The sequence below is a fragment of the Paenibacillus alvei DSM 29 genome (genome assembly GCF_000293805.1).
GTDB lineage: Bacteria > Bacillota > Bacilli > Paenibacillales > Paenibacillaceae > Paenibacillus_B > Paenibacillus_B alvei.
Genome location: NZ_AMBZ01000007.1, coordinates 93,762 through 118,562 on the forward strand (window position 1 = coordinate 93,762; position 24,801 = coordinate 118,562).

The 24,801-nt window shown below is 49.2% G+C and carries 3 protein-coding genes (1 of these 3 cut by a window edge); all 3 read left to right on the plus strand.

Going from position 1 to position 24,801, the window contains the following annotated elements:
* Tightly spaced (each overlapping or abutting the next), the 3 genes in view from PAV_RS22015 to PAV_RS22025 form a layout consistent with a single transcriptional unit that may run on beyond the window.
* Entirely contained in the window at positions 1–14,724 is a 14,724-nt protein-coding gene (locus tag PAV_RS22015) for a non-ribosomal peptide synthase/polyketide synthase (protein ID WP_005549934.1), read from the plus strand.
* On the plus strand, positions 14,724–19,196 hold the full coding sequence (locus PAV_RS22020) for a non-ribosomal peptide synthetase (RefSeq protein ID WP_005549936.1): 4,473 nt from the start codon (positions 14,724–14,726) through the stop codon (positions 19,194–19,196). Before PAV_RS22015 ends, PAV_RS22020 begins: the two co-directional genes overlap by 1 nt.
* A protein-coding gene (locus PAV_RS22025) for a non-ribosomal peptide synthetase (protein WP_157267146.1) crosses the window boundary here: on the plus strand, positions 19,184–24,801 show its start. The gene runs 6,931 nt beyond the window's last position; the window shows 5,618 of its 12,549 coding nt (coding positions 1–5,618); it begins with the start codon at positions 19,184–19,186; its stop codon lies off the right edge, out of view. Before PAV_RS22020 ends, PAV_RS22025 begins: the two co-directional genes overlap by 13 nt.

Sequence of the window (24,801 nt, forward strand, 5' to 3'; positions counted from 1 at the left end):
ATGCAGTTGTTAGATTTTCTAAGCCGCATGGAATTGCGTGTAGACTTTCGCCCGGCAACGGAGAAAGAGTTCGATAAGGTTGTATACCTCACGAATTGGACGGCAGACTTCCATCTGACGGCACATGGTCTGGATCGTGCAGCGTTGGAGGATTTGATCGATCGGCAGTCCCATGAATGCTGGGTCATCGAAGCCAGTGATCGCTTCGGCGAATATGGCGTGGCTGGAGTCATGTTGTTTGTGCAGAACGGAGACGTGCTGGACGTTCACTCTTATATTATTAGCTGCAAAATACTAGGGAAAAATATTGAGATTATTGTTTTGCAGAAATTAGCTGGCCTAGCAGAACGGCTAGGCTGCAAGAATATACATTTGCATTATCGCAAGACCCCTCGCAATGCGGTGTCCGCAGACTTTGTGAAACGTGTCGCTGCAAATTGGATTGTACCGGAAGAGGGAGGATTTGGTGCAATCCTGCCCGTGCAGGAGCTCATTACGTCGCTTGCAGCAGAAGGGGAGGAGACGTCAAGAGCAATTGGGCCTAGACGTTCTATCGACTTGAGGAAGGCGTTCACCGTAGGTCGGATGGAACCGAATCTGACGGAACTATGGAGTGATGTTCGAAATAAACTCCGTACCAGCACACAAATTATGGAGGGGATACGCTGGAGCAAGCAGCAAACATCCGTTAATCAATATTCCGTCTACGCAGCACCACGAACGCCTAATGAAGAAACACTTGTATCGATATGGGAAGATGTTTTGCTGACGAAGCCGATCGGTATTACGGATCACTTTCTGACGCTGGGCGGCAATTCATTACTTGCTACCCAGATCATGTCCCGCATTCGCGAGTCATTTGGAGTAGAGTTGCCGATTCGAGCCATTTTTGAATATCCGACAATCGATACGCTGGTCGAATGCATATCCGCATCGAAAATTGCCGATGAAGGATTTGAAGCGGGGCATGAATTTGTCATATACGATAAAAGCGGTGTTTTTCCGCTCTCCTTTGCACAACAGCGATTGTGGTTCTTGGATCAATTGGAGCCAGGCAGCCCTTATTACAATATGACATTGTCCATTCGCCTATCGGGTTCGCTCGTTATTGATGCACTGCAGCAAAGTATTCAGTCCATAGTTTCCCGCCATGATATATTGCGTACTACCTTTCACTTCATAGATGGGCAGGCTGTCACCCGAATAGCGCCGAGTGGTCCGTTTCCAATAGAAATGCAGAAGCTGACAGGCAGCAAAGCACAGAAGCAAAAGCAATTGCAGTCGATTATCTATGCAGAATCGCGGCAGCCATTTGATCTGAACAAGGGTCCGCTCTTTCGGGCAATTCTGCTTCAACAAGCGGTAGATGAGCATTTGTTGCTGTTATCGATGCATCATATTGTATCAGATGGCTGGTCGTTAGGTGTTCTGCAGCATGAGTTGCAGCAGTTTTATATGTCATACATAACGAATGAACCTCCGAATTTGGGCGAGCTTCCAGTGCAGTATGCCGATTTCGTTCATTGGCAGCGTGCATGGCTGCAAGGAGCACGGATAGATGCCCAGTTGGAGTATTGGCGCAACAAGCTTTCAGACATCCCGCCGCTGCTGCTGCTGCCGACAGATCGTCCTCGCCCTGCGGTGCAAACTTTTAATGGCGCAACGGATCGCCGGATAGTACCGGTTCAGTTGGCTGGGGAAATCAACGCGCTGTGCAAGCGCGAAAGAGTTACGTTATATATGGTGCTATTGACGGCATTCCAAGCGCTGCTTCATCGGTACACGGGGCAAGAAACCATTGTCGTCGGCTCGCCTGTGGCGAATCGGCAGCGTACGGAGATTGAAGGATTGATAGGATTCTTCGTCAATACGCTTGCTCTGCGGGCCGACTTTGCGGAAAACATTTCTTTCCGAGATCTATTACAGCAGATAAAGCTGACTACACTAGAAGCATATTCAAATCAGGATTTGCCATTCGAGCAACTGGTTGAGGCTTTGAACCCTGAACGATCTCTAGCAGCGACACCTATTTTCCAAGCTACCTTCGCACTACATAATTTACCTGCGACCACTCGTGAAGTGGAAAATGTTTGCATGGAGTTCCATGAATTATCTAACGGTACGAGCAAGTTTGATTTAAGCATGGCCGTAGAGGAAAGTGAGCGCGGTCTTTATGTAGCCATCGACTACAATACTGATCTGTTTAATCCGGATACGATCGCTCGGATGCAGGATCATTACCAGACTCTGCTGCAATCGGCAGTTCAGGATTGCTCCCAATGCATTGACAACTTATTACTGCTTACGAGCAGCGAGCGGGAGCAGCTTGTCATTGAATGGAATGACACGAATGTGCCGCATCCTGCCGCAAAATTTGTTCATGAACTCGTAGCCGAGCGGGCTGAGATGATGCCAGAGCGAATAGCCGTTACGTGCGGAGCGGAACGGATTACATATAATGAACTGAACAAGCGTGCGAACTCCCTCGCTCATTACATGCTGGAAAAAGGTGCCGTTAATCAAACGGTTGTTGCTATCTATGCGGAACGATCCATTGATTTAGTAGTGGCTCAGCTTGCTGTGCTGAAGACAGGTGCAGCGTATTTGCCGATCGATCCTGCGTATCCGCGTGAACGCGTAGCCTTCATGCTGCAAGATGCTCAGGTCAGCATGCTATTGACAAAAGGGGAATTTCTGGAATATATACCGGTTAAGTTTATTCCGAGCACCATCTTATTGGATCGGGATGTTGAATACTATGAAAGGTATTGCACTGATAATCCGGATCATGCATGTACAACTGCTGATTTGGCGTATGTCATCTATACCTCCGGCTCTACCGGGCAGCCGAAAGGAGTAGAGATCGAGCATAACGCCTTACTCAATCTAGTTTTCTGGCATCAACGTGCCTATCATGTCACTCCGGACGATCGTGCTACTTTATTGGCGGGTACAGCATTTGACGCTTCAGTATGGGAATTGTGGCCATACCTATCTATAGGAGCTTCGTTGCATGTGGTAGATGAAGATGCTCGCATGGATGCTGCCAGATTACGAGATTGGATGGTGTTAAACCGAATCACCCATTCGTTCGTGCCTACGCCTCTAGCAGAGACGTTAATCATGGAGCAATGGCCGCAATCTGTGCCTTTGCGTTATATGTTGACAGGTGGGGATCGCCTGCGCTTTGCACCATCTTCCGCATTGCCGTTTCAATTGATCAATCACTATGGTCCGACGGAATCGACGGTGGTTGCGACAAGCGGCATCGTACTCACAGGCGGAGAAGGACCGATTACAATCGGCCGACCAATCGATAACATACGTGCCTATTTGCTTGATTCGACCATGCAGCCTGTTCCGATTGGTGTGCGCGGCGAGCTATATATTGGCGGTCAAGGTTTGGCTCGGGGATATCGGGGGCGTCCGGATCTGACAGAGGAGCGGTTTGTTCCGAATCCATTCCGCAGCGGCGAGCTATTGTATCGGACCGGAGACCTGTGCCGCTATTTGCCGGATGGTTCTATTGAGTTCATTGGCCGCATCGACCATCAGGTGAAAATACGCGGCTATCGAATTGAGCTCAAAGAGATCGAGAGTGCGCTGTCCGGACATCCGAATATAAGAAGCTGTACGGTCGTTGTGCATGAAGACCGCGAAGGCACTCGCCGTCTTGTCGGTTATGTAGTTAGTGACTTCATGCTGGAACAACAGCAGTTGAAGGAATATTTGAAGGAAATTCTGCCTGCTTATATGGTTCCGACAGCATTCGTCCAGATGGATGAACTACCGTTGACCCCGAACGGTAAAGTGAATCATAAGGCTTTGCCTGTTCCTGATTACTCCATTTCCAGTGATAGTGAACACGACATTCCGCATTCGGAAACAGAAGCAGAGCTTCTGCACATATGGCAACAAGTATTAGGGATAGAGAGAATCGGTATTCACGATAACTTCTTCGTGCTGGGCGGAGATTCGATCCTGAGTATTCAGATCGTGTCCCGTGCGAATCGGTCTGGAATTCCGATTACGACGAAGCACATGTTCCAGTATCAGACGATTGCAGAATTGGCTGCTTCGGCGGCGATTGGATCAATGGTAGCTGCTGAGCAAGGAAAGGTAGTCGGCAATGTTCCGCTGATGCCGATTCAGCGCTGGTTATTCGAGCAAGAGCTGGAAGAACTTGATCAGTGGAATATGGCGATGCTGCTGTCATTGAAGCAGTCTACAGATTCCAAGCTGCTTGGACAAGCCTTCGGTTATTTATTGGAACACCACGACGCACTTCGCATGCGCTACTTCCAGACGGAGGAAGGCTGGAAGCAAATCAATGAAGAAGAGGCGCCGACGCTTTCTGTAGAAACAGTCGATCTAAGTCGTTTACCTTCCGAGAAGCAGGAAGCCGCTATGCAGCAGCACGCAGACCAAGTACAAAGAAGCCTGCTACTGACCGCTGGGAAGTTAATGAGCGCCGTGCTGTTCCGTCTTGGACACGTGGACAAGCTGCTGATTGTCGTCCACCATCTCGTTATTGATGGTGTCTCTTGGAGAATTCTGCTGGAGGATTTAGAGACCGTTTATCGGCAATTAGTGAATGGAGACAAGGCAGTGCTGCCACCAAAGACGACTTCTTTCCGCGACTGGGCAATGGCAGTGGAATCGTATGCGCGCAGTGAACAGTTGGCAGGGCTAGAGAAGCATTATTGGCAATCGGTGGCCGACGTACAGCCAGAAGAGGCTGTGCTCCCTGTCACAGTTGATATGTCACATGGTGTAACCGGAAGCAATACGGTTGCGACTATTGGCCAAGTTACGGTTACCTTGGATACCGAACATACGAGGCTGATGTTGCAGCAAGTGCCGCGAGTATATCGAACGCACATTAATGATATATTGCTCGCTGCGCTGACCCGCGCCATCACAGAATGGACAGGTGGCCGCAGTCTTTATGTCGCCCTGGAAGGCCACGGTCGTGAGGATCTTATTGATGGTATAGATATTTCCCGCACTATCGGATGGTTTACATCGTTGTATCCAGTTCGTCTGCAGTTGGGCACGGATCCATCTCTTGGCAGCCAATTGAAAGCAGTAAAAGAGCAGCTGCGCCGCATACCAAATCGCGGCATTGGTTACGGACTGCTGCGTTACTTGTCCAATGATCCGCATATGAGCTGGACAGAGCAAGCTCATCCTGAACCGCAGATCAGCTTCAATTATTTGGGTCAGTTCGACCAACTGGTTGCAAACAGTGAGCTATTCTCACTTTCCAAGGGGAACATAGGAAATGTGCGTAGTTTGCAAGGCCGCAGACGTTATGCCATTGATGTACACGGAATGATCCGCGATGGTCAGTTGGAGATGATTTGGGAGTATAGTCGCACACTTCATGATGCGATTTCAATTGAGCGAGTAGCCCACAGCTTCATTGATGCACTTACACAATACATAGCGCATTGTATGTCTTCAGAAGCAGGAGGATATACGCCATCTGATTTCCCGGCATCCGCTCTAAGTCAACAGGTGCTTGATCGGATTGCGCATGATTATAAAGAGTTGGAAGATGTACATCTGCTATCGCCACTGCAGCAAGGGATGCTATTCCATGCGTTGTATTCGCCGGAATCTACCGTCTATTTCGAACAGGCTGTCACCGAATTGACGGGACCGCTGAATGTAGAGGTGTTCGATCGTGCTTGGCGGTCTATTATTCAACGTCACGCGATCTTCCGCACATTTTTCCAATGGGAATGGCTGCAGGAGCCTCATCAGATTGTACTTGCGAACGTGAATATACCTATCAAGGTGATCAATCTGCTTGATCTTGCAGTAGAGGAGCAGCAGAAACAGATCTCGCAATTATTGGAACAGGATCGTCAAGAGCGATTTGATCTGTCTAGTCAGCCACTTATGCGTCTAATGCTGATTTGTCTTGAAAACGATCGGACGAAGTTTGTGTGGAGCTTCCACCACATTTTACTGGATGGCTGGAGTGTATTTGCGGTATTGCATGAACTGTTCGACATCTATAAAGCACTCATGAATCACGAAACGCTTCATCAGGATATCGCTGTTCCATATCGGAATTATATTGAGTGGTGCGCCGCACGGAATTTGAATGAAGCGGAACAATACTGGCGCTCTTATTTACAAGGATTCAGCACACCGACATCACTGCTTATCGGTGGAGCAACCCGTCTTACAGAGGAAATATTTGAACAGCATTCAATATTACTTACGCAGTCAACAACGAAAGGGTTGCATCATATTTCACGCAAACAGCGCGTTACGGTCAATACACTCATGCAAGCAGCATGGGCTATATTGCTGCACCGCTATAGCGGCGAGGAGGATGTGCTGTTCGGAGCGACTGTATCAGTACGGCCGCCTGAATTGCCGCATATCGAATCGATGATTGGACTGTTCATTAATTCATTACCTGTAAGGATCCAAGTCAAGCAAGAAACGGAGCTGTCGGCATGGATTCAGAAGCTGCAGGAGCGCCAAGCGGATTGGATTCAGTACGCTCATACACCGCTGTCATTGGTCATGGATTGCAGTGAAGTACCGAATGGACAGCCGTTATTTGAAACGTTGCTCGTATTCGAAAACTATCCTGTTAGTCGTTCTGACCTGACCGCCAAGACGGGATTGTCCGTTGGTGATATTTCGATACTGGAACGGACCACTTACCCATTGACGATTATCGTAGTACTTGGAGAACGACTCGAAGTGCGCGCCATCTACGATCGCAGACGTTACGAACAGCAGGCTGTTGAAAGGCTGCTGGGGCATTTGCAAATGATTGTGACTGGTATCGTGCAAGCGGACGAGCAGCTGATGCTGCAAGAGCTCCCGTTGCTAACAGAAGCAGAACATGAATTGTTGTTAACCCAATTTAATGCGGGAGCACGAAAGGCAGTGCCCGCGAACACGACGATTCATCATTTAATCGAGGAGCAGGTTCAGCGTACGCCAGATGCAACGGCTCTGATCGTAGACGAAAAGCGAATCAGCTACCGCGAATTGGATCGAAGGGCGAATCAGCTTGCGAACCATTTGCGTCAGCTTGGGGTAGGCCCTGAATTTTTAGTTGGCATATGTATAGAACGGACTGCGGAAATGCTCATCGGTCTGTTGGCAATTCTGAAGGCGGGCGGCGCTTATGTACCGCTTGATCCATCATACCCGAAGGATCGGCTTGGATTTATTTTGGAAGACACAGAAGTGAAGGTGCTTCTGTCCCAATCTCAATTAGCGGATCGGCTGCCGTTACATGCGGCGCAAACGATATGGCTGGATACTGACTGGCCTGCTATTGATCTTCAGAGTGATGAGCCTATTGAGAGCGGTGTGTCAGAGCATAATCTGGCATACATCATTTATACGTCAGGTTCTACGGGGAGACCGAAAGGAGTGGCTCTGGAGCACCGCAATACGGTTACTTTCCTGAAATGGTGCCGTGAGAACTTCACAGAAGATGAGTTGGCTGGCGTATTAGCTGCTACTTCGATCAGCTTCGACTTATCCGTGTTCGAGTTGTTCCTGCCGCTTACATGCGGGGGCAAGGTCATTTTAGCCGAAAATGCACTTTATTTGCCGGAGCTGCCCGCGGCTCAAGAAGTAAGCCTGATCAATACGGTTCCATCCGCGATGGCAGAACTGATACGGATGAACGGGGTACCGCTTTCTGTTGTTACGGTAAACTTGGCAGGAGAGCAGCTGCCTTTGAACTTAGCACGTCAAATATACGGGGTTGGTTCCATACAACGTCTGTACAACCTGTACGGTCCGTCTGAAGATACAACCTATTCGACATATTGGCTGGTGGAACCAGACGCGGATTACGCGCCGCCGATTGGCTATCCAATCGCTGCGACGAGCTGCTACATCTTGGATACTCATTTGCGTCCCGTACCGATCGGGGTACCTGGGGAGCTGTTTATTGCCGGACAAGGTCTGGCGCGCTGCTACTTGCACCGTCCAGAACTGACTGCTGAGAAGTTCATTGATAATCCGTTCGCAGAGCAAGATGGGGAACGCATGTATCGCACGGGCGATTTGTGCCGTTACCGAAGCGATGGCGTCATTGAATATTTAGGACGCATGGATCATCAAGTGAAGGTTCGCGGTTTCCGTATTGAATTGCAAGAGGTTGAAACGGTATTGTCACTGCATGCGGCAGTAAGAGAAGCGGTCGTGATGGTGCAGGAAAGTCATGCGGGCAGTAAGCAGTTGATTGGTTATTTTGTTCCGAAAGTGTCCGCAGCTGTGGCACCGACGACAGATATGCTGCGGACGCATCTCAAGGAATTTTTACCGGACTATATGATTCCGTCAGCATTTGTGTCGATGGACAGTTTCCCGCTAACACCAAGCGGCAAGGTTGATCGCAAAGCGTTACCGATGCCGGATAGAGCGGCAGAGGGCAGCGACAATTATGCAGAGCCGCACAATGAGGTGGAGCGCGTGCTGTGCAGCATTTGGCAGCAGGTGCTTGGGGTGAATCGGGTTGGCATTCATGATGGCTTTTTTAGCTTGGGAGGAGATTCTATCCTCAGCATTCAGATCATATCCCGGGCGAGCCAAGCAGGCTTGAAGCTGACACCGAAGCAGTTGTTCCGCTATCAGACAATAGCCGAACTGGCTGAAGTAGCTCAAGTTACAGCTGTCCAAGTGGAGCAGGATCAGGGCGAAGTGACGGGAACTGTGGCGCTGACACCGATTCAGCATTGGTTCTTCGAATCCGATCTGCCTGATTGGAGTCATTGGCATCAAATTGTCCATCTGAATGTTGCCCGTCCTATGGATCAAGTGCTGTTGACGCAGGCGGTAGAGGAGCTGCTTAGATATCACGATGGTTTGCGGCTGCGATTCGTTCAGGATGAAACTGGATGGCGGCAAGAGAACGTTGCATTTGATGGGACAGCGCCCGTGTCAGAAGTTGATTTATCACGGTATACCGAAGAAGAACAAGCGGCTGTCAAAGCAGCTTCCATTACGGAGTGGCAAGGTCGGCTGCATATAACGGACGGACCGCTTATCAGATTCATTTATTTCCGCACGGGAGAAGGCTGCTCGGATTGGCTGACGATCATTGTCCATCATCTTGTATCCGATGGAATTACACTACGGTTGCTGCTTGAAGATGTGCAGACGGTCTATGCACAGTTGGAGCGTGGACAGCAGCCACAGCTTCCACTGAAGCATACCTCTTATCAAGAATGGGCAGCACGCCTGGATGCATATGCGAACTCTGAGACGGCTGGCAAGGAACGAACTTTTTGGCTTAATCCTGAACGATGGGCCAGCTCACCGCTTCCAGTCGATCATTACCTTGGCGAGAATACGCACGCTTCTTTGCGTAAAGTAAGCATCAAGTTATCGGCCGACGAGACAAGGCTGTTGCTGCAGGAAGTGCCTTCTGCTTATCGAACGCAAGTCAATGACGTGCTGCTTACTGCACTTGTGCAGTCTTTTAAGGGCTGGACGGGACAACATTCCCTGCTCATTCATATGGAAGGGCATGGACGTGAAGATCTCTTTGAAGGTGTCAATGTAGCACGTACTGCAGGCTGGTTTACGTCGCTCTATCCTGTCTTTCTCAAACTTGAAGCAGAGGACGATCTCGGAACTGTATTGAAATCGGTCAAAGAGCAGCTCCGAGCGCTTCCGAATCGAGGCATCGGATTTGGCATATTGCGTTATTTATCAGAAGATCCTGAGATGCGGGCAGAGTCTTGGAGTCAACCTGATGCTGAGGTCATTTTTAATTACCTCGGTCAGTTTGATCAATTAGTAGCTGGTTCAGCGTTCTTTGACAAAGTAGAGCTGGAGCAAAGTATTGGCGGAAACCGGAGACATGTGCTTGATGTATATGGCATGGTTAGCGATGGCGAACTGCAGATGGTATGGGAGTATAGCGAACATCTGCATCAGCGCACAACAATCGAGCGATTGGCTGATGAATTCATGTCGGCACTCCGTAATTTAATTGCACATTGTCTTGCACCAGAAGCGGGTGGAATAACGCCATCTGACTTCCCGCTGGCAAATGTTACTCAAATGGAATTGGATCGGCTGTACGCTGGAGACGGTGCGATCGAGGACATTTATCCGTTGTCGCCTACTCAGCAAGGCATGCTGTTTCACACGCTGCTCTCACCAGGATCGGGCATGTACTTTGAAAATATGAACGCGGTACTGGAAGGCAGTTTGGATACTCAGGCATTCCACAAGGCGTGGCAGACATTAGTGAATCGGCACAGCATCCTGCGAACGGGATTCGTATGGAAAGACATGAACCATCCGCATCAGGTGGTGTACCAGCAGGCAACTATGCCTTATGTACAAGCCGATTGGCGCCAGTTGTCGCAAGCCGAGCAAGAACAGCGGCTGCAGCAGTACTTGGCAGATGAGAAGCAGCAGGGATTCCAATTGGATCAAGCTCCGCTCATGCGTGTTGCCTTGTTCCGTATCGGGCTGGAAGGAGCAGAACAATACCGGATGGTATGGAGCTTTCACCATTTGCTGCTCGATGGATGGAGCGTATCGCTTTTATTACGTGAGCTGTTCCAATTGTATCGCAGCTACTCACAGCAGCACGAAGAGTTGCAGCTTCCACCATCTCGACCGTATCGAGACTATATGGAATGGCTGCATGAGCAGAACCTGCAGCAGGCGGAGCTGTATTGGAAAGAGCAGTTGTCTGGCTTCCAAACTCCTACACCGCTTGTCATGGAAAAGAAACAAGCAGCAGCAAATGAATCTAGTTATGAAGAGCTCCGGTTGGAATTGACGGAGAAGGTAACGGCCAACCTGCTCTCCATGATGAAGCGCAAGCAGGTCACGATGAATACGATGATTCAGGGGGCATGGGCAATTCTGCTCAGTCGTTATAGCGGAGATAGCAATGTTGTATTCGGCGCTACCGTATCTGGCAGGTCGGCGAATGTACCGAACATTGAGGCGATGGTAGGACTGTTTATTAATACCTTACCGGTACGTGTGCGTGTGAATCGGGATGATTATTTGATGGACTGGTTGTGGCAGCTTCAAGACGAGCAAGCTGAACAGCGTTTGTACGAGTACACGCCGCTGTCGCTGATTCAGAACTGCAGTGAGGTGCCTAATGGAACATCGTTGTTTGATAGCATCCTTGTATTCGAAAATTATCCAGTAGACGCAGGCAGTGAAACAACCAATGAACTGCGGCTGCAATCCGTGGAAACCAGTGAACAAACCAACTATGCGCTTACGCTTGCAGTTGTACCAGGTGCAGCTTTATCCTTGCGTATGCTGTATTCGAAAGCGCGGTTCGATCCGCTTGCCATTCATCGCGCCCTCGGTCATATGCAGATGCTGCTTGAGCAAATTGCAGATGCAGATGAGCAAGTTCAATTGAAGGAGCTTGTAATTCTGACTCGCGAGGAGCAGCAGCAATTGTTAGAAGATTGGAACAACAATTTGAATAATTCTGCTGCAGGATCGTGTGTCCACAAGCTGGTGGAGGAGCAGGCAGAGAAGACGCCGGATGCTGTAGCCGTTGTGAGCCGGGAGCAGCGTCTTACCTATCGCGAGTTAAACTTGCGGGCGAACCAGCTCGCGCATCATTTGGCAAAGCGCGGCGTCGGAGCAGAGGTGCCAGTTGGCATCTGCATGGAACGCAGTGTGGAGCTGATCATTGCGGTACTCGGCGTATTGAAGTCCGGAGGTGCTTATGTACCGCTTGACCCTCATTATCCGAAGGAAAGATTGCGCTTCATCATTGAGGATACGCAAGTTCCGGTACTGTTGACGGCTGTGGACTTGTTGGCGCAGCTGCCTGAGAAGGCAGAGCATGACATGGTAACGCTGTGCCTTGATTCAGACTGGGCGCGCGTCGCGCAGGAAAGCGACAAAGCGCCGGAAGTTGCTGTAAGTACAGCCAACTTGGCTTATATCATTTATACTTCAGGCTCGACTGGACAGCCGAAAGGTGTGCAGGTGCAGCATGATTCGCTGCTTAACCTGATCCAATGGCATCAGGAAGCGTATCAGGTGACAGAGGCGGATCGGGCTACGCTCATTGCGGGAACGGCCTTCGATGCATCCGTATGGGAAATATGGCCGTATCTGACGGCCGGAGCGGCGCTGTATATCGTAGATGATGAGATCCGATTGAGTCCGCAGCAGCTGCGGGATTGGCTGATCGAGAGCGGAATTACGCTCACATTCCTGCCGACGCCATTGGCGGAGCGAGTTGTCAGTGTGGACTGGCCGCAGGAAACGCCGCTGCGTGCCCTGTTGACAGGAGGAGATAAGCTGCATCGCCATCCGGAGGTGGAATTGCCATTCGCGCTGGTGAACCATTATGGCCCAACGGAGAATACGGTTGTTGCGACGTGTGGAATGGTAGCATGCGGTGTGCATACGGAAGAAGCGCCGACAATCGGCAGACCGATTGCCAATACGAGATGCTACATTCTAGATGAGAATGGACAGCCTGTGCCGATCGGTGTACCCGGTGAGCTATATATTGCGGGAAGCAGCTTGGCACGCGGATACTGGAACAGACCGGAGCTGACTGCTGAGAGGTTTGTGCAAGATCCATTCCGTGCTGACCCACATGCGAGAATGTATAGTACAGGCGATCTGTGCCGATATACGGCAGATGGGGAGATCGAATACCTCGGACGCATGGACGATCAAGTGAAGATTCGCGGCTTCCGCATTGAACTGGGAGAAGTGGAAACGGTTATTTCCCATCACCCGGAGGTAGAGGAAGCAAGTGTAATTGCCCGTCAGGATGCATCTGGCCAGAACCGGCTGGTGGCGTACATTGTGCCGGCTCAAGCGCAGGCCAATGCCGAGACGGACAATGCCTCCAATGCCGTACTAACGGATACGCTGCGTCAGTTTGTGAAGGATAAATTGCCGGATTATATGCTTCCAAGCGCGTTCGTTATGATGGATCGGCTACCATTGACGCCGAATGGCAAGATCGATCGCAGAGCGCTTCCAGAAGTTGATTGGAGCAGCGAAGCCCAAGCTTATGTGGCGCCTCGGAATGCAGTGGAAGAGATACTATGCTCCATCTGGGCGCAAGTGCTTGGCTTGGAGAAGGTAGGAATTAACGATCATTTCTTCGAGCTTGGTGGAGATTCGATTCTTAGCATACAAGTTGTCGCTCGGGCTGCCCAAAGAGGTCTGCGCATACAACCTAAAATGCTGTTCGATTATCCTGTCATTGCCGAGCTGTCAGCTGTAGCTGGCGAAGAGGCTTTGGTTGTTGCGGATCAGGGTGAAATTGTAGGAGAAGTGCCGCTGACACCGATTCAGTGCTGGTTCTTCAACCAAGATATTTGCGACCGACACCATTGGAATCAGGCTATGATGCTGGAACTGCGTAAACCGATTGCCACGGAAGTGCTTAGTGAGGCACTTCATCAACTGGTTCTGCACCATGATGCCCTGCGCTTGCGTTATGCAAATGGTGATAAAGGATGGACGCAGCGCATCGTTCCAGCGGTAGAAGTAAAGGTTCCTCTTGAGTTCGTCGATCTGTCATCTTATGACGAAGCGAAGCAGCGATATGAGATGGAAGCACGAGCGACGTCTGCTCAGGCAGGCATGAATTTGATGGAAGGGCCACTGATTAGGGCCGTGCAGTTCGAATTGGGTAAAGACCAGGGCAGAAGATTGCTGCTGGCGATCCATCACTTGGCGATCGATGGAGTTTCTTGGCGGATTCTGATTGAAGATCTGGACTTGTTGTGCGGACAGTTGACACAAGCACAGGCTCCTTCACTTCCTGTCAAGACGACTTCCTATAAAAGCTGGGCGGAGCGATTGACAGTCTATGCACAGACAGATGAGCTGCATAAGGAGCAAGCCTATTGGCTGCGAATGGTTGATTCCTATACGGTACCACTTCCGATTGATCATGAGAATGGCTCCAATACGCTCAGCTCAATGAATGAAGTATCGGTGCAATTATCACAAGAGGAAACCCAATCTCTATTGAAGGAAGTCCCAACCGCTTATCGCAGTGAAATTACGGAAGTATTCCTAACTGCACTTCTGCGAGCTTTCGTCACTTGGACAGGAGAACGCGGGTTAATCGTGACTTTGGAAGGTCACGGCCGCGAAGCGCTGCTTGAAGATACCGATCTAAGCAGAACGGTTGGTTGGTTTACCTCTATGTATCCGATGTATTTACAATGGAATGCTTCTGGTGCGTTAAGGGATCAAATTAAGGCGATCAAAGAACAAGTGGCAAGAATCCCGAATCGTGGTGTAGGGTACGGTTTGCTTCGCTGGTTGAGAGAAGATGAGGAACTGCGCGAACAGTTGGATGCAATTCCGGAAGCAGAGGTCAGCTTCAATTATCTGGGTCAATTCGATCAGATTACCTCACCAACGGGGTGGCTCGGAGCGGCTGAGGAATCGGTTGGACTTGTCCATGGGGAAGGTGCACGGCAGCATCTGCTGGACATTGTAGGTGTCGTAACAGGTGGATGCCTCAGATTGACTTGGGCTTATAGCAGCAATTATCACCGCCGCGATACGATCGAACAGCTTGCCGAAGATTATATGCTGGCGCTGCGAGAGATTATAGCGGGCTGCAAGGAAGCAGGGCAGGCTGATTACACGCCATCTGACTTCAAGCGGACCAAGTTGAATCAGAAGACGCTTGATGCGATTATGGCGCAAGTGAATCAACATAACAGGAGGTCACCGAAATAATGGGAGTATTGATTGAGGATATTTATAGATTATCTCCCATGCAGCAGGGCATGTTCTTCCATAGTCTGTATGATGAGGGATCACAGGCCTACATTACGCAAGTCCAATTCTCTCTGCATGGGGAATTGAATAGACCCGCTTTCGTAGAAGCTTGGCAGCTAGTTCTGGGCCGTCATCCTGTTTTGCGAACTTCGCTCGTCTGGGAGGATGTCGAGGAACCTTATCAAGTTGTGCAAGCCAATGTGAAAGTTCCAATGATTGAACATAATTGGGGCGAGGCTTCCTTGGAAGAACAGGAGGAGCTGTTTGCGAGACTGCTGGCAGCAGATCGTGAAGCAGCTTTTGATCTGAAGGTTGCGCCGCTAATGCGTGTGACGCTTGTCCGATTGAAAAACGATTCGCACCGTGTATTGTGGACCTTCCATCATCTCTTGCTTGACGGTTGGTCGATACCGCTTGTAATACAAGATCTGTTCAGCTTCTATAATGCGGTGGATCAGGGGATACAACCGCAGTTGCCTGAAGTGCGTCCATATGGTGATTATAGTGAATGGCTGGAAGCGCAAGATATGGTCAAAGTTGAGCAATTTTGGCGCAGCAACCTGCAAGGCTTTACTGCGCCGACTGCGCTGCCAGCAGACATTGAGCGCGGAACAGAGGCTGGATATGCGCAAGCATCACTGCGTTTGTCGCGTAACACGACTGATATCTTGAATCGATTTGCACGCAAATGTCGTATCACCCCCAATACGCTGTTCCAAAGTGCTTGGGCGTTATTGCTTAGTAGTTGCAGTGGAGAAGAAGATGTGCTGTACGGGACAACCGTGTCCGGACGACCAGCCAATCTGCCAGGTGTAGAAGCGATGGTTGGACTATTCATTAACACACTTCCTGTACGAGTAAATGTTAGTAGTGATGCTGTACTTGGGCCGTGGCTTCGCCAGGCCCAAGCACGGCAGGCCGAGCTGCGGCTGTATGAATACAGCCCGCTGCTGCAAGTTCAAGGCTGGAGTGACGTGCCGCGCGGTACGCCGCTGTTCGATAGCTTGTTCGTATTCGAGAACATTCAGACGGACAGCAAAACATGGGATGTCAATGACAGGCTGTCCGTAAGTGATCAAGATGCTCTAGAGCAGCCTGACTTGCCGTTAACTGTAGTCGTTCTGCCAGGCAAAGAAATATTGCTTCGCATGTTGTACGATGTGAGCCGCTTCAGCGAGAAGCAGGTTCACTGGCTGCTACATCGGCTACAGGTTGTGCTCGAAGCGATGAGCGTGTCTGGTGAAGGAGTTATGCTGAAGGATCTGCCGTTTATTACGGCTGAAGAAGAGCAGATGATTGTGCAGCAATGGAATGATACTTCTATCGCTTATCCGAGCGAGAAGACCATTCATCAGCTGTTCGAGGAGCAGGTGGCAGCAAGGCCGGAACATGCGGCGCTTTACAGCGAAGGAATGTCATGGAGCTATATGGAGCTGAATCGTTGTGCCAATGCGGTAGCCAGGAAGTTAGTTGAACTAGGAATTCGCAACGAACAATTGATCCCGATGATTACACATCGTTCACCGGACATGGTTATCGGCATGCTGGCTATTTTGAAAGCGGGGGGCGCCTATGTGCCCATTGATCCTGCCTACCCAAGTGAGCGGATTGAGGTAATTGTCGAAGATTGCGAGTCAAATCTGCTGCTTGCAACAAGCAAAAATAGTTTGCCTGCCTTCACATTTGACGGTGAAGTCGTCTTCATGGATGAAGTGCTTGCTTCGCTTGAGCAAGCAGGTGAAGGTGAAGATAATCTGGCGCTTGATGCAGCTCCTTCTAATTTGGCCTATGTGATGTATACATCCGGCTCTACCGGACGCCCTAAGGGAGTTATGATCGAGCACCGCAATGTGATTCGTTTAGTCAAGCATAGCAACTATGTGCAATTCGATGAACAGACATGCATGTTGCAGACCGGAGCTGTTGTCTTCGATGCCGCAACCTTGGAAGTATGGGGGGCGCTGCTGAACGGCGGACAATTGGTTGTATTGGATAACGACACTATTCTTGATGGTCGGCGAATGAAGCAGGCCATTGAGCAATATGATGTCAATACGATGTTTATAACTGCACCGCTGCTGCACCAGCTGTCACAGCAGGACAGCAGTATATTCAATAGATTGCATACGTTAATGACTGGCGGGGACGTGCTGTCCGTACCGCATATGAATCGCTTGCTGCAGTCGAATCCAGGACTGACTATCGTCAATGCATACGGACCGACTGAAAACACGACGATCTCAACGACATTCTCCTTCACAACGGAACAACCCGGAGCGATTCCAATCGGTCGTCCGATTGCGAATTCGTCGGCTTATGTTGTTGATCGACACTTGCGCTTGCTGCCTCCTGGCATGAAGGGGGAATTGATTGTCGGCGGGGACGGGGTAGCTCGAGGGTATCGGAATCGGCCGGATTTGACAGAAGAAAAATTTATCGAAAGTCCGTTCCGCCAAGAGGAGCGCTGTTATAGAACTGGAGACCTGGTTCGTTATCGAGAAGACGGAATTATCGAATTTATCGGGCGAATCGATTCACAAGTGAAAATTCGCGGTTTTCGCATTGAGCCGGGCGAGATCGAGCATGTACTTGTTTCTCACCCGCAAGTAAAGGAAGCATTGGTTATTGCTGTACAAGCGGGGAAAGGTGATAAGCGCTTGGTTGCGTACACGGTCGTGGAGCAAGTAGATGCTGCTGTAACACCGGATATACTGCGAGATTATCTCAAGCGAGATCTGCCGGAGCATATGATTCCTGCCGCCTTCGTCTTGCTGGATTCCTTCCCGCTTATGATTAATGGCAAGGTTGATCGCAGATCGCTGCCAGCGCCGGACTGGACGGCCAACGAACACCGGGATTACGTACCTGCACGGAACGATACGGAGCAGATGCTGTGTGATATTTGGGCGAAAGTTCTCGGTGTTGAACAAGTCGGGATTTACGATAATTTCTTTGAACTCGGCGGGGATTCCATTCTTAGTATTCAAGTCGTTACTCAGGCAGCTCAATTGGGTCTGCGACTGACACCAAAGCAAATATTCGAGCATCGACTGATTGCAGAGTTGGCGGAATATGTGGGCACGAAGCCAGAGGTGAATGCGGAGCAAGGAGAAGTGACAGGCTGTGTGCCATTACTGCCAATTCAGCGTTGGTTCTTCAAGCAGCAGTTCGCGGATGCCCATCATTGGAATCAAGCTATGATGTTAACTGTAAAGCGACCGATTGAGACATTTATGCTTGAACAGGCATTTACGCATTTACTGGCACATCATGATGCGTTGCGGATGCGATTCGGCAATGAAGAATGCCCACCTGAAGCAACGCTTGCGGCAGCTGAGGAAATTAAGATTCACAATATCGACGTGTCTTTTCTCGATGTAGTGGAGCAGAATCAGGTGATTGAGCAAACGTCTGCTGAGCTGCAGGCCAGCTTGAACTTGCATGATGGGCCACTCGTCCGTGTTGCATATTTTAATCGAGGCTCGAAGTCGGATCCACTGCTCCTTATCATCATTCATCATTTGGCAGTTGACGGTGTTTCATGGAGAATTCTCCTTGAGGATTTGGAGACGCTATGCAATCAGCTATGTGATAATCAGCCTGTCAAGCTGCCTGCCAAGACAACTTCTTACAAGCGTTGGGGTGAGGTGCTTCAGCACTACGCACATTCGGAAGCCGTTAGAGAAGAAGCGGCAAGCTGGATAGCGAGCAGTAACAAGAAGCCTGCACAGCTTCCGCTCGACATGGCAAGTGAAGAGAATCTTGCTGCCGTGAACACTGTTGCAAATTCCACAGTTCATACTGCTGTATTATCTGAATCAGATTCATTAGCATTGCTGAATGAAGTTCCGGGGATCGCTCGAGCTAATGTGCCTGAGCTGCTGCTGTCAGCCATCGTGCTCGCAATGGGAAATTGGACAGGAAAGCGTGAACTGCTTGTGCATATGGAAGGACACGGGCGTGAAGAAATCGTGGAAGATGTAGATTTATCACGTACGGTAGGTTGGTTTACGACCATGTATCCGGTGAATCTGTCGGTTGTTGAGGCATCGCCACCTGATGCTGTAGTCAAAGCGGTCAAAGAACAACTGCGTTCGATTCCGAATAAAGGCATCGGCTATGGACTATTGCGTTACCTTAGCGAGGATGAGACATACACCCAATTGCAACAACAGGAACCTGCGGATATCAGTTTCAATTATCTTGGCCGGTTCTATCAAGCGGTAGATGATTCTACTTTGTTCGATCTATCTACATTGTCTGCCGGATCGGTGCTTAGCCAACATGGTCACCGACCACATATACTTGACATCAATGTAATGGTAGTCGAAGATCGGATTCACCTCTATATTACTTATTGTCAACAATTACACAAAAAACGACCATCACAGCGTTTGCCGAGTGGATCGAACGAGAATTGCAAGCATTGATTCAAGCGGCGCTTCATACACCAAATAAATGGTTCACTCCATCTGACTTCCCGCTGGCTATACTCTCACAGCATCAGCTTGAACGGCTGGTTGGATCAGAAGGTGCATTGGCTGGAAAGACATTGCAAGATATATATCCATTATCCTCGCTGCAGGCTGGAATGTTGTATGAATCGCTGCTTGAGGAAAAGGCTTATGCATATTGTCAACAATCGGTCTTCACGCTGCGGGGGCATGTTCGGGCTGCTCTGTTCGAGAATGCTTGGCAGCAAGTGATTGACAAGCATGATATATTCCGCACTGTATTCGTGTGGGAAGGAGTGGACGAGCCTCATCAGGCTGTTATTGAGAGAGCGAGCCTTCCGATTTATTGGGAGGATTGGAGCGGTGTGCCGCCACATGAGCAAGCAGTGAAGCTAGATATACTGCTGCAAGAAGATCGTGATCGTAAGTATAATTTGCTTGCGGCTCCGTTAATGCGGATTACGATGATTCGGTCAAGTGATGATTGTTATAAGATGGTATGGAGCTTCCATCACATTTTGCTCGACGGTTGGAGTTTGCAATTGGTGTGGGGAGAGGTGCTGCAAACGTATGAGTCAGCCGTGCAGGGCCAGTGGTTTGCATCCCATAGACCGAAACCCTACAAGGAGTTTATTCGATGGATCCGTCAGAAGAACCAGCATGAAGCTGAGGCATTCTGGCGAGATTATTTGCAAGGTGTTCCTCCAGGACAGTTGGCTATTATGCAACCGAGTGAGACAGAAGGAAACGGCACAGGGGGATATGCCATTAAGTTGTCCGCGGATGTAACGAATATGTTGCAGCAATTAGCACGCAGTCATCAACTGACGATGGGTATCCTTGTTCAAGGAGCATGGGCTTATCTGCTAAGTAAGTATAGCGGGAATGATCAGGTTCTGTTTGGAGTAACCGTCGCAGGTCGTCCGACGGATATCCAAGGTGCTGATTCTATGATCGGCCTATTCATTAATACACTGCCAATGAAAGCAACGATTACACCGTCGCTGCGGCTGGTCGATTGGTTAGAGCGCTTGCAGCAGGACTTAAGCGACATCCGTCAATATGAGCACTCTTCATTAATCGATATTCAGGGTTGGAGTGATGTTCCGCGAGGAACACCACTAATCGAGAGCTTGGTTGTCTTTGAAAATTATCCAACAGATACGGCTGCACAACAAGGTATGCAAAGTTTGAAAATCGAAGACATTCGGGCATATGAAAACCCGGATATTCCGTTAACTATCGCTGCTGTGCCTGGTGAAGAAATGATGTTGTCGGTTCTGTACGAACGCAGTCGTTTCTCTCCGGCAGAAATGGAGCGACTGCTCGGGCATTTGCAGGCCGTATTGGAGGGCATGATTTCGAATCCGATGCAGTTGCTTGGCACATTGGATATTCTGACCGAACAAGAACGTAAGCAATTAATCGTAGAATGCAATGATACGACTGTTGAGATACCTGATCAACCGATACACGAGCTGTTCAGAGAGCAGGTAGCGAAGCGACCAGACGACCATGCTGTGATCTCGAAATCTAGAGTTATCACGTACCGCGAATTGGATGCGCTGTCTAACTCATTAGCCAACGTATTAAAAGAACGTGGAATTAAGAGGGAAGAGCTTATTCCGATTATGGCAGAACGTTCACCGCAAATGATTATTGCGATGCTGGCAATACTCAAAGCGGGTGGAGCATACGTACCGATCGATCCAACTTATCCGCGTGAGCGAATTGAGTTCATGCTTGAAGACACTGACGTGCGCTTGCTGATTGTGTCCACGCGGGATGGGCTGCCGGCATTCTCCTTTACCGGAGAGGTACTGTCGATAGATGAAATGTCGTTGACCACTGAGCAAGCAGAGACAGAGAACGTAGGTTATTATGGCAATGCTGCCGATCTAGCGTACGTGATGTATACATCTGGCTCAACGGGAAGGCCTAAGGGTGTTATGGTAGAGCAACGCAATATTATTCGACTTGTTAAAAATATCAACTATGTACGGCTCGATGAGAATTCACGTATTCTGCAGGCAGGAGCGGTTGTATTTGATGCTTCTACGTTTGAAATATGGGGTGCTTTACTTAATGGTGGCCAGGTCTATTTAACAGATAATGAAGTGATACTCGACGGCCAGCGGTTGAAGCAGGAAATTGAAAACTATCGTATTAACACGATGTTCTTGACAACTGCGCTTCTGCATCAGCATGTCACGCAGGATAGCGGTATTTTCCAAGGACTTGACACCTTGCTAGCGGGCGGGGAAACCATCTCTCCACAGCATGTGAATCGACTGCTCAAAGATAACCCTAATCTGACGTTCCTGCATGTTTATGGACCAACAGAAAATACGACCTTTTCGACGATGTACCGAGTTGCCTGTGAACATCCCGATGTTGTTCCGATCGGAAGTCCTATTCCGAACTCGACCGCTTATGTCGTGGATAGCCAATTGAACTTGCTGCCGGTTGGCGTGCCCGGTGAATTACTAGTTGGCGGTCAAGGAGTTGCCAGAGGGTATTGGAAACGTTCTGACATGACGAATAAGAGCTTCATTCCAAGTCCATTCCGTGCCGGAGAACGCTGCTACCGTACGGGCGACTTGGTCCGAATGAATGAGGACGGCCAGATCGAATTTATCGGACGTATCGACAATCAAGTAAAAATACGCGGCTTCCGCGTAGAACCAGGAGAGATCGAAGTAATTCTGCTGACACATCCAGATATCCAAGAAGCTGTCGTGATTGTGCGGGAAGATGAGCCGGGCAATAAACGATTGGTTGCTTATCTAGTTGCAGCAGAGCTGGCAGGGGATAGCGTCACACCGGATGTGTTGCGTCAATTCGCCAAGGAGCACTTGCCTGAGCATATGATCCCGTCTGCATTCATCATACTGGATACACTACCACTGACGATCAATGGTAAGGTTGATCGCAGAGCATTGCCAGTTCCAGACTATACTTCTAATGAAGTTGAACCAGAGCAATTGACTGTGGTTCAAGAATTGCTTGTATCGCTTTGGTCGCGTGTACTAGGTGTAAGCCATGTACGTATTACAGATGATTTTTTCATGCTCGGCGGACATTCTTTAATGGCTACACAGCTTATTTCGCGTATACGTGAAGTGTTCAAGGTTGATTTGCCGCTGCGAGCCATTTTCAACTATCCAACGATAGAACAGTTTGCCTTACAGGTGGAAGTTGCCCGCAAGCATGGAATAGAAGCTGCGCAACCAATGGTTCCCGTTACAAGGCCGGACATCCTGCCGTTATCCTATGCACAGCAGCGATTGTGGTTCTTGGATCAGCTTGAGCCGGATAATCGCTTTTATAACATTTATACAGTGCTGCGCTTGAGCGGAGAATTCCATATAGAAGCCTTTGAACTTAGCTTGAAGCAGATCGTGAAGCGTCATGAAACGTTCCGTACAACATTCGTATCGAAGGACGGCAGTCCACGGCAGGTCATTAGTCCAGAAGTGCATGTGAGCGTACCGATAGTTGATCTGAGCGATGTTTCGAAGGACAAACGCGAGAAAGCTGCGCTCCGAATAGCTGCGGAAGAGGTACAGCGGCCATTTGACTTGACGACAGACTGCTTGATAAGGGTTACTGTATTGAAATTATCTCCTGATGATCATGTTGTTGTGCTTGTAATGCACCATATTATTTCAGACGGCTGGTCAATTGGCGTGTTCGTAAGGGAACTTGGGACTTACTATGAAGGCTTCTGTTCAGGTGAAGCGGTGAGTCTCCCGGATCTGTCAATCCAATATGCGGATTATGCGCTATGGCAGCGTGAATGGCTGCAAGGTACGAATCGTGAAGTGCAATTATCTTATTGGACTAAGAAACTAGAAGGGATTCCGACTATTCTGGAACTGCCTGCCGATTATCCAAGACCTCCGATACAAACGTTCTCGGGTGCGCTTGTCAATTGCATTCTGCCAAGTAAAGTGGTACTGGAGCTTGAGAAGCTGAGTCGTGAAGAGGGCGCGACATTGTACATGACTTTGCTAACTGCATTCCAAGTTCTGCTTCATCGTTATTCTGGGCAGGACAGCTTATGTATTGGCATTCCCGTTGCGAACCGGAACCGCCCAGAGATTGAGAGCTTAATCGGATTCTTCGTCAATATGCTGCCGATTCGTGCGGACTTCACAGCAGGTACTACAGTTCGAGATATGCTGCAGCAAGTGAGAGAGACGACTTTGGAGGCGTTCGATCATCAAGACTTGCCTTTCGAGCAATTGGTAGAGGTTATGCAGCCAGAACGTAGCTTGACTCATAGTCCATTATTTCAAGTAATCTTTGATCTTCAGACGAAGCAAATGAGCACGATTGAATTACCAGGGTTGTCTACGACACCTATGAATGTTGAACTGGGAGAATCCAAGTTTGATCTGGAACTAACAATGGTAGAAGTACCAGAGGGAATGCTTGCTTCCTTCAATTACAACACCGCTTTGTTCCAAGCAGAGCGAATCGAACGGATGATGGTACATTACTGCACCTTGTTAGAACAGATGGCAGCGTATCCTGATCGACCAGTGGACGAAATCAGGATACTGACGAATGAGGAGCTCGAGCAAGTGCTTGTAAAGTGGAATGCGACAGCAGCTAATATTCCTAATTTATGTAGTCATGAACGGTTCGAGCAACTCGCAATACAAAGACCGGATGCGATTGCGCTTGTTGTAGAAAACAAAACCATAACTTATCGGGAGCTGAATGAGCGTTCCAATCAACTGGCGCATTATTTACGTAAGCTGGGAGTCGCTCCTGAAGTGTTGGTGGGGATATGTGCCAACCGATCAGTTGAATTTGCAATTGCTTTGCTTGCGGTCTTTAAGGCAGGCGGTGTGTATGTCCCGATCGATCCAGATTATCCGCAAGAGCGGATTGCCTATATGATGGAACATTCAAAGCTCGAGTTCTTGCTAACGCAACAACATCTTTTGGATCGATTGCCGAAGCATGCGGCTAGAACAGTTTGCTTAGATTCTGACTGGAACTCGATCATGCAAGAGCCTACTACTGCAATTGATGACGATGCTAGTAACGTGACTCAGGAGAATGCTGCCTATGTCATTTATACGTCTGGGTCGACGGGCGAACCAAAAGGTGTTGTCGTTACTCACGGCTCTTTGATTAACCATAATCTAAGTGTGAGCAAGGTATTCGGGATTCGTGCAGAGGATCGTGTGCTGCAGTTTGCAACGATTAGCTTTGACGTAGCGTTAGAGGAATTTTTCTCTGCATGGACGAGTGGAGCCACAGTTGTCATGGCTGTCGACCGGCTAATGACAATTGAAGCATTTAGCAAGTTTGTAGATGATTATCAATTAACTGTACTGAATCTTCCATCAGCCTACTGGCATGAATGGGTACGTGATCTTGTTCAGACTGAAAACAAGCCCCCTGATTGTGTGCGTACTGTCATTGTTGGCAGTGAACGCCCATCACCAGAGCATCTGGCAGATTGGAGAAGAATCGTCGGTGATCGCATCGCTTGGTTTAATGCATACGGTCCTAGTGAGGCGACGATTACGTCTACCATATTCAGTATTCCTGCGTTGGATGC

Coding starts and splice junctions, on each gene's coding strand:
- PAV_RS22015 (WP_005549934.1), top strand. CDS start 1: ATGCAGTTGTTAGATTTTCTAAGCCGCATGGAATTGCGTGTAGACTTT.
- PAV_RS22020 (WP_005549936.1), top strand. CDS start 14,724: ATGGGAGTATTGATTGAGGATATTTATAGATTATCTCCCATGCAGCAG.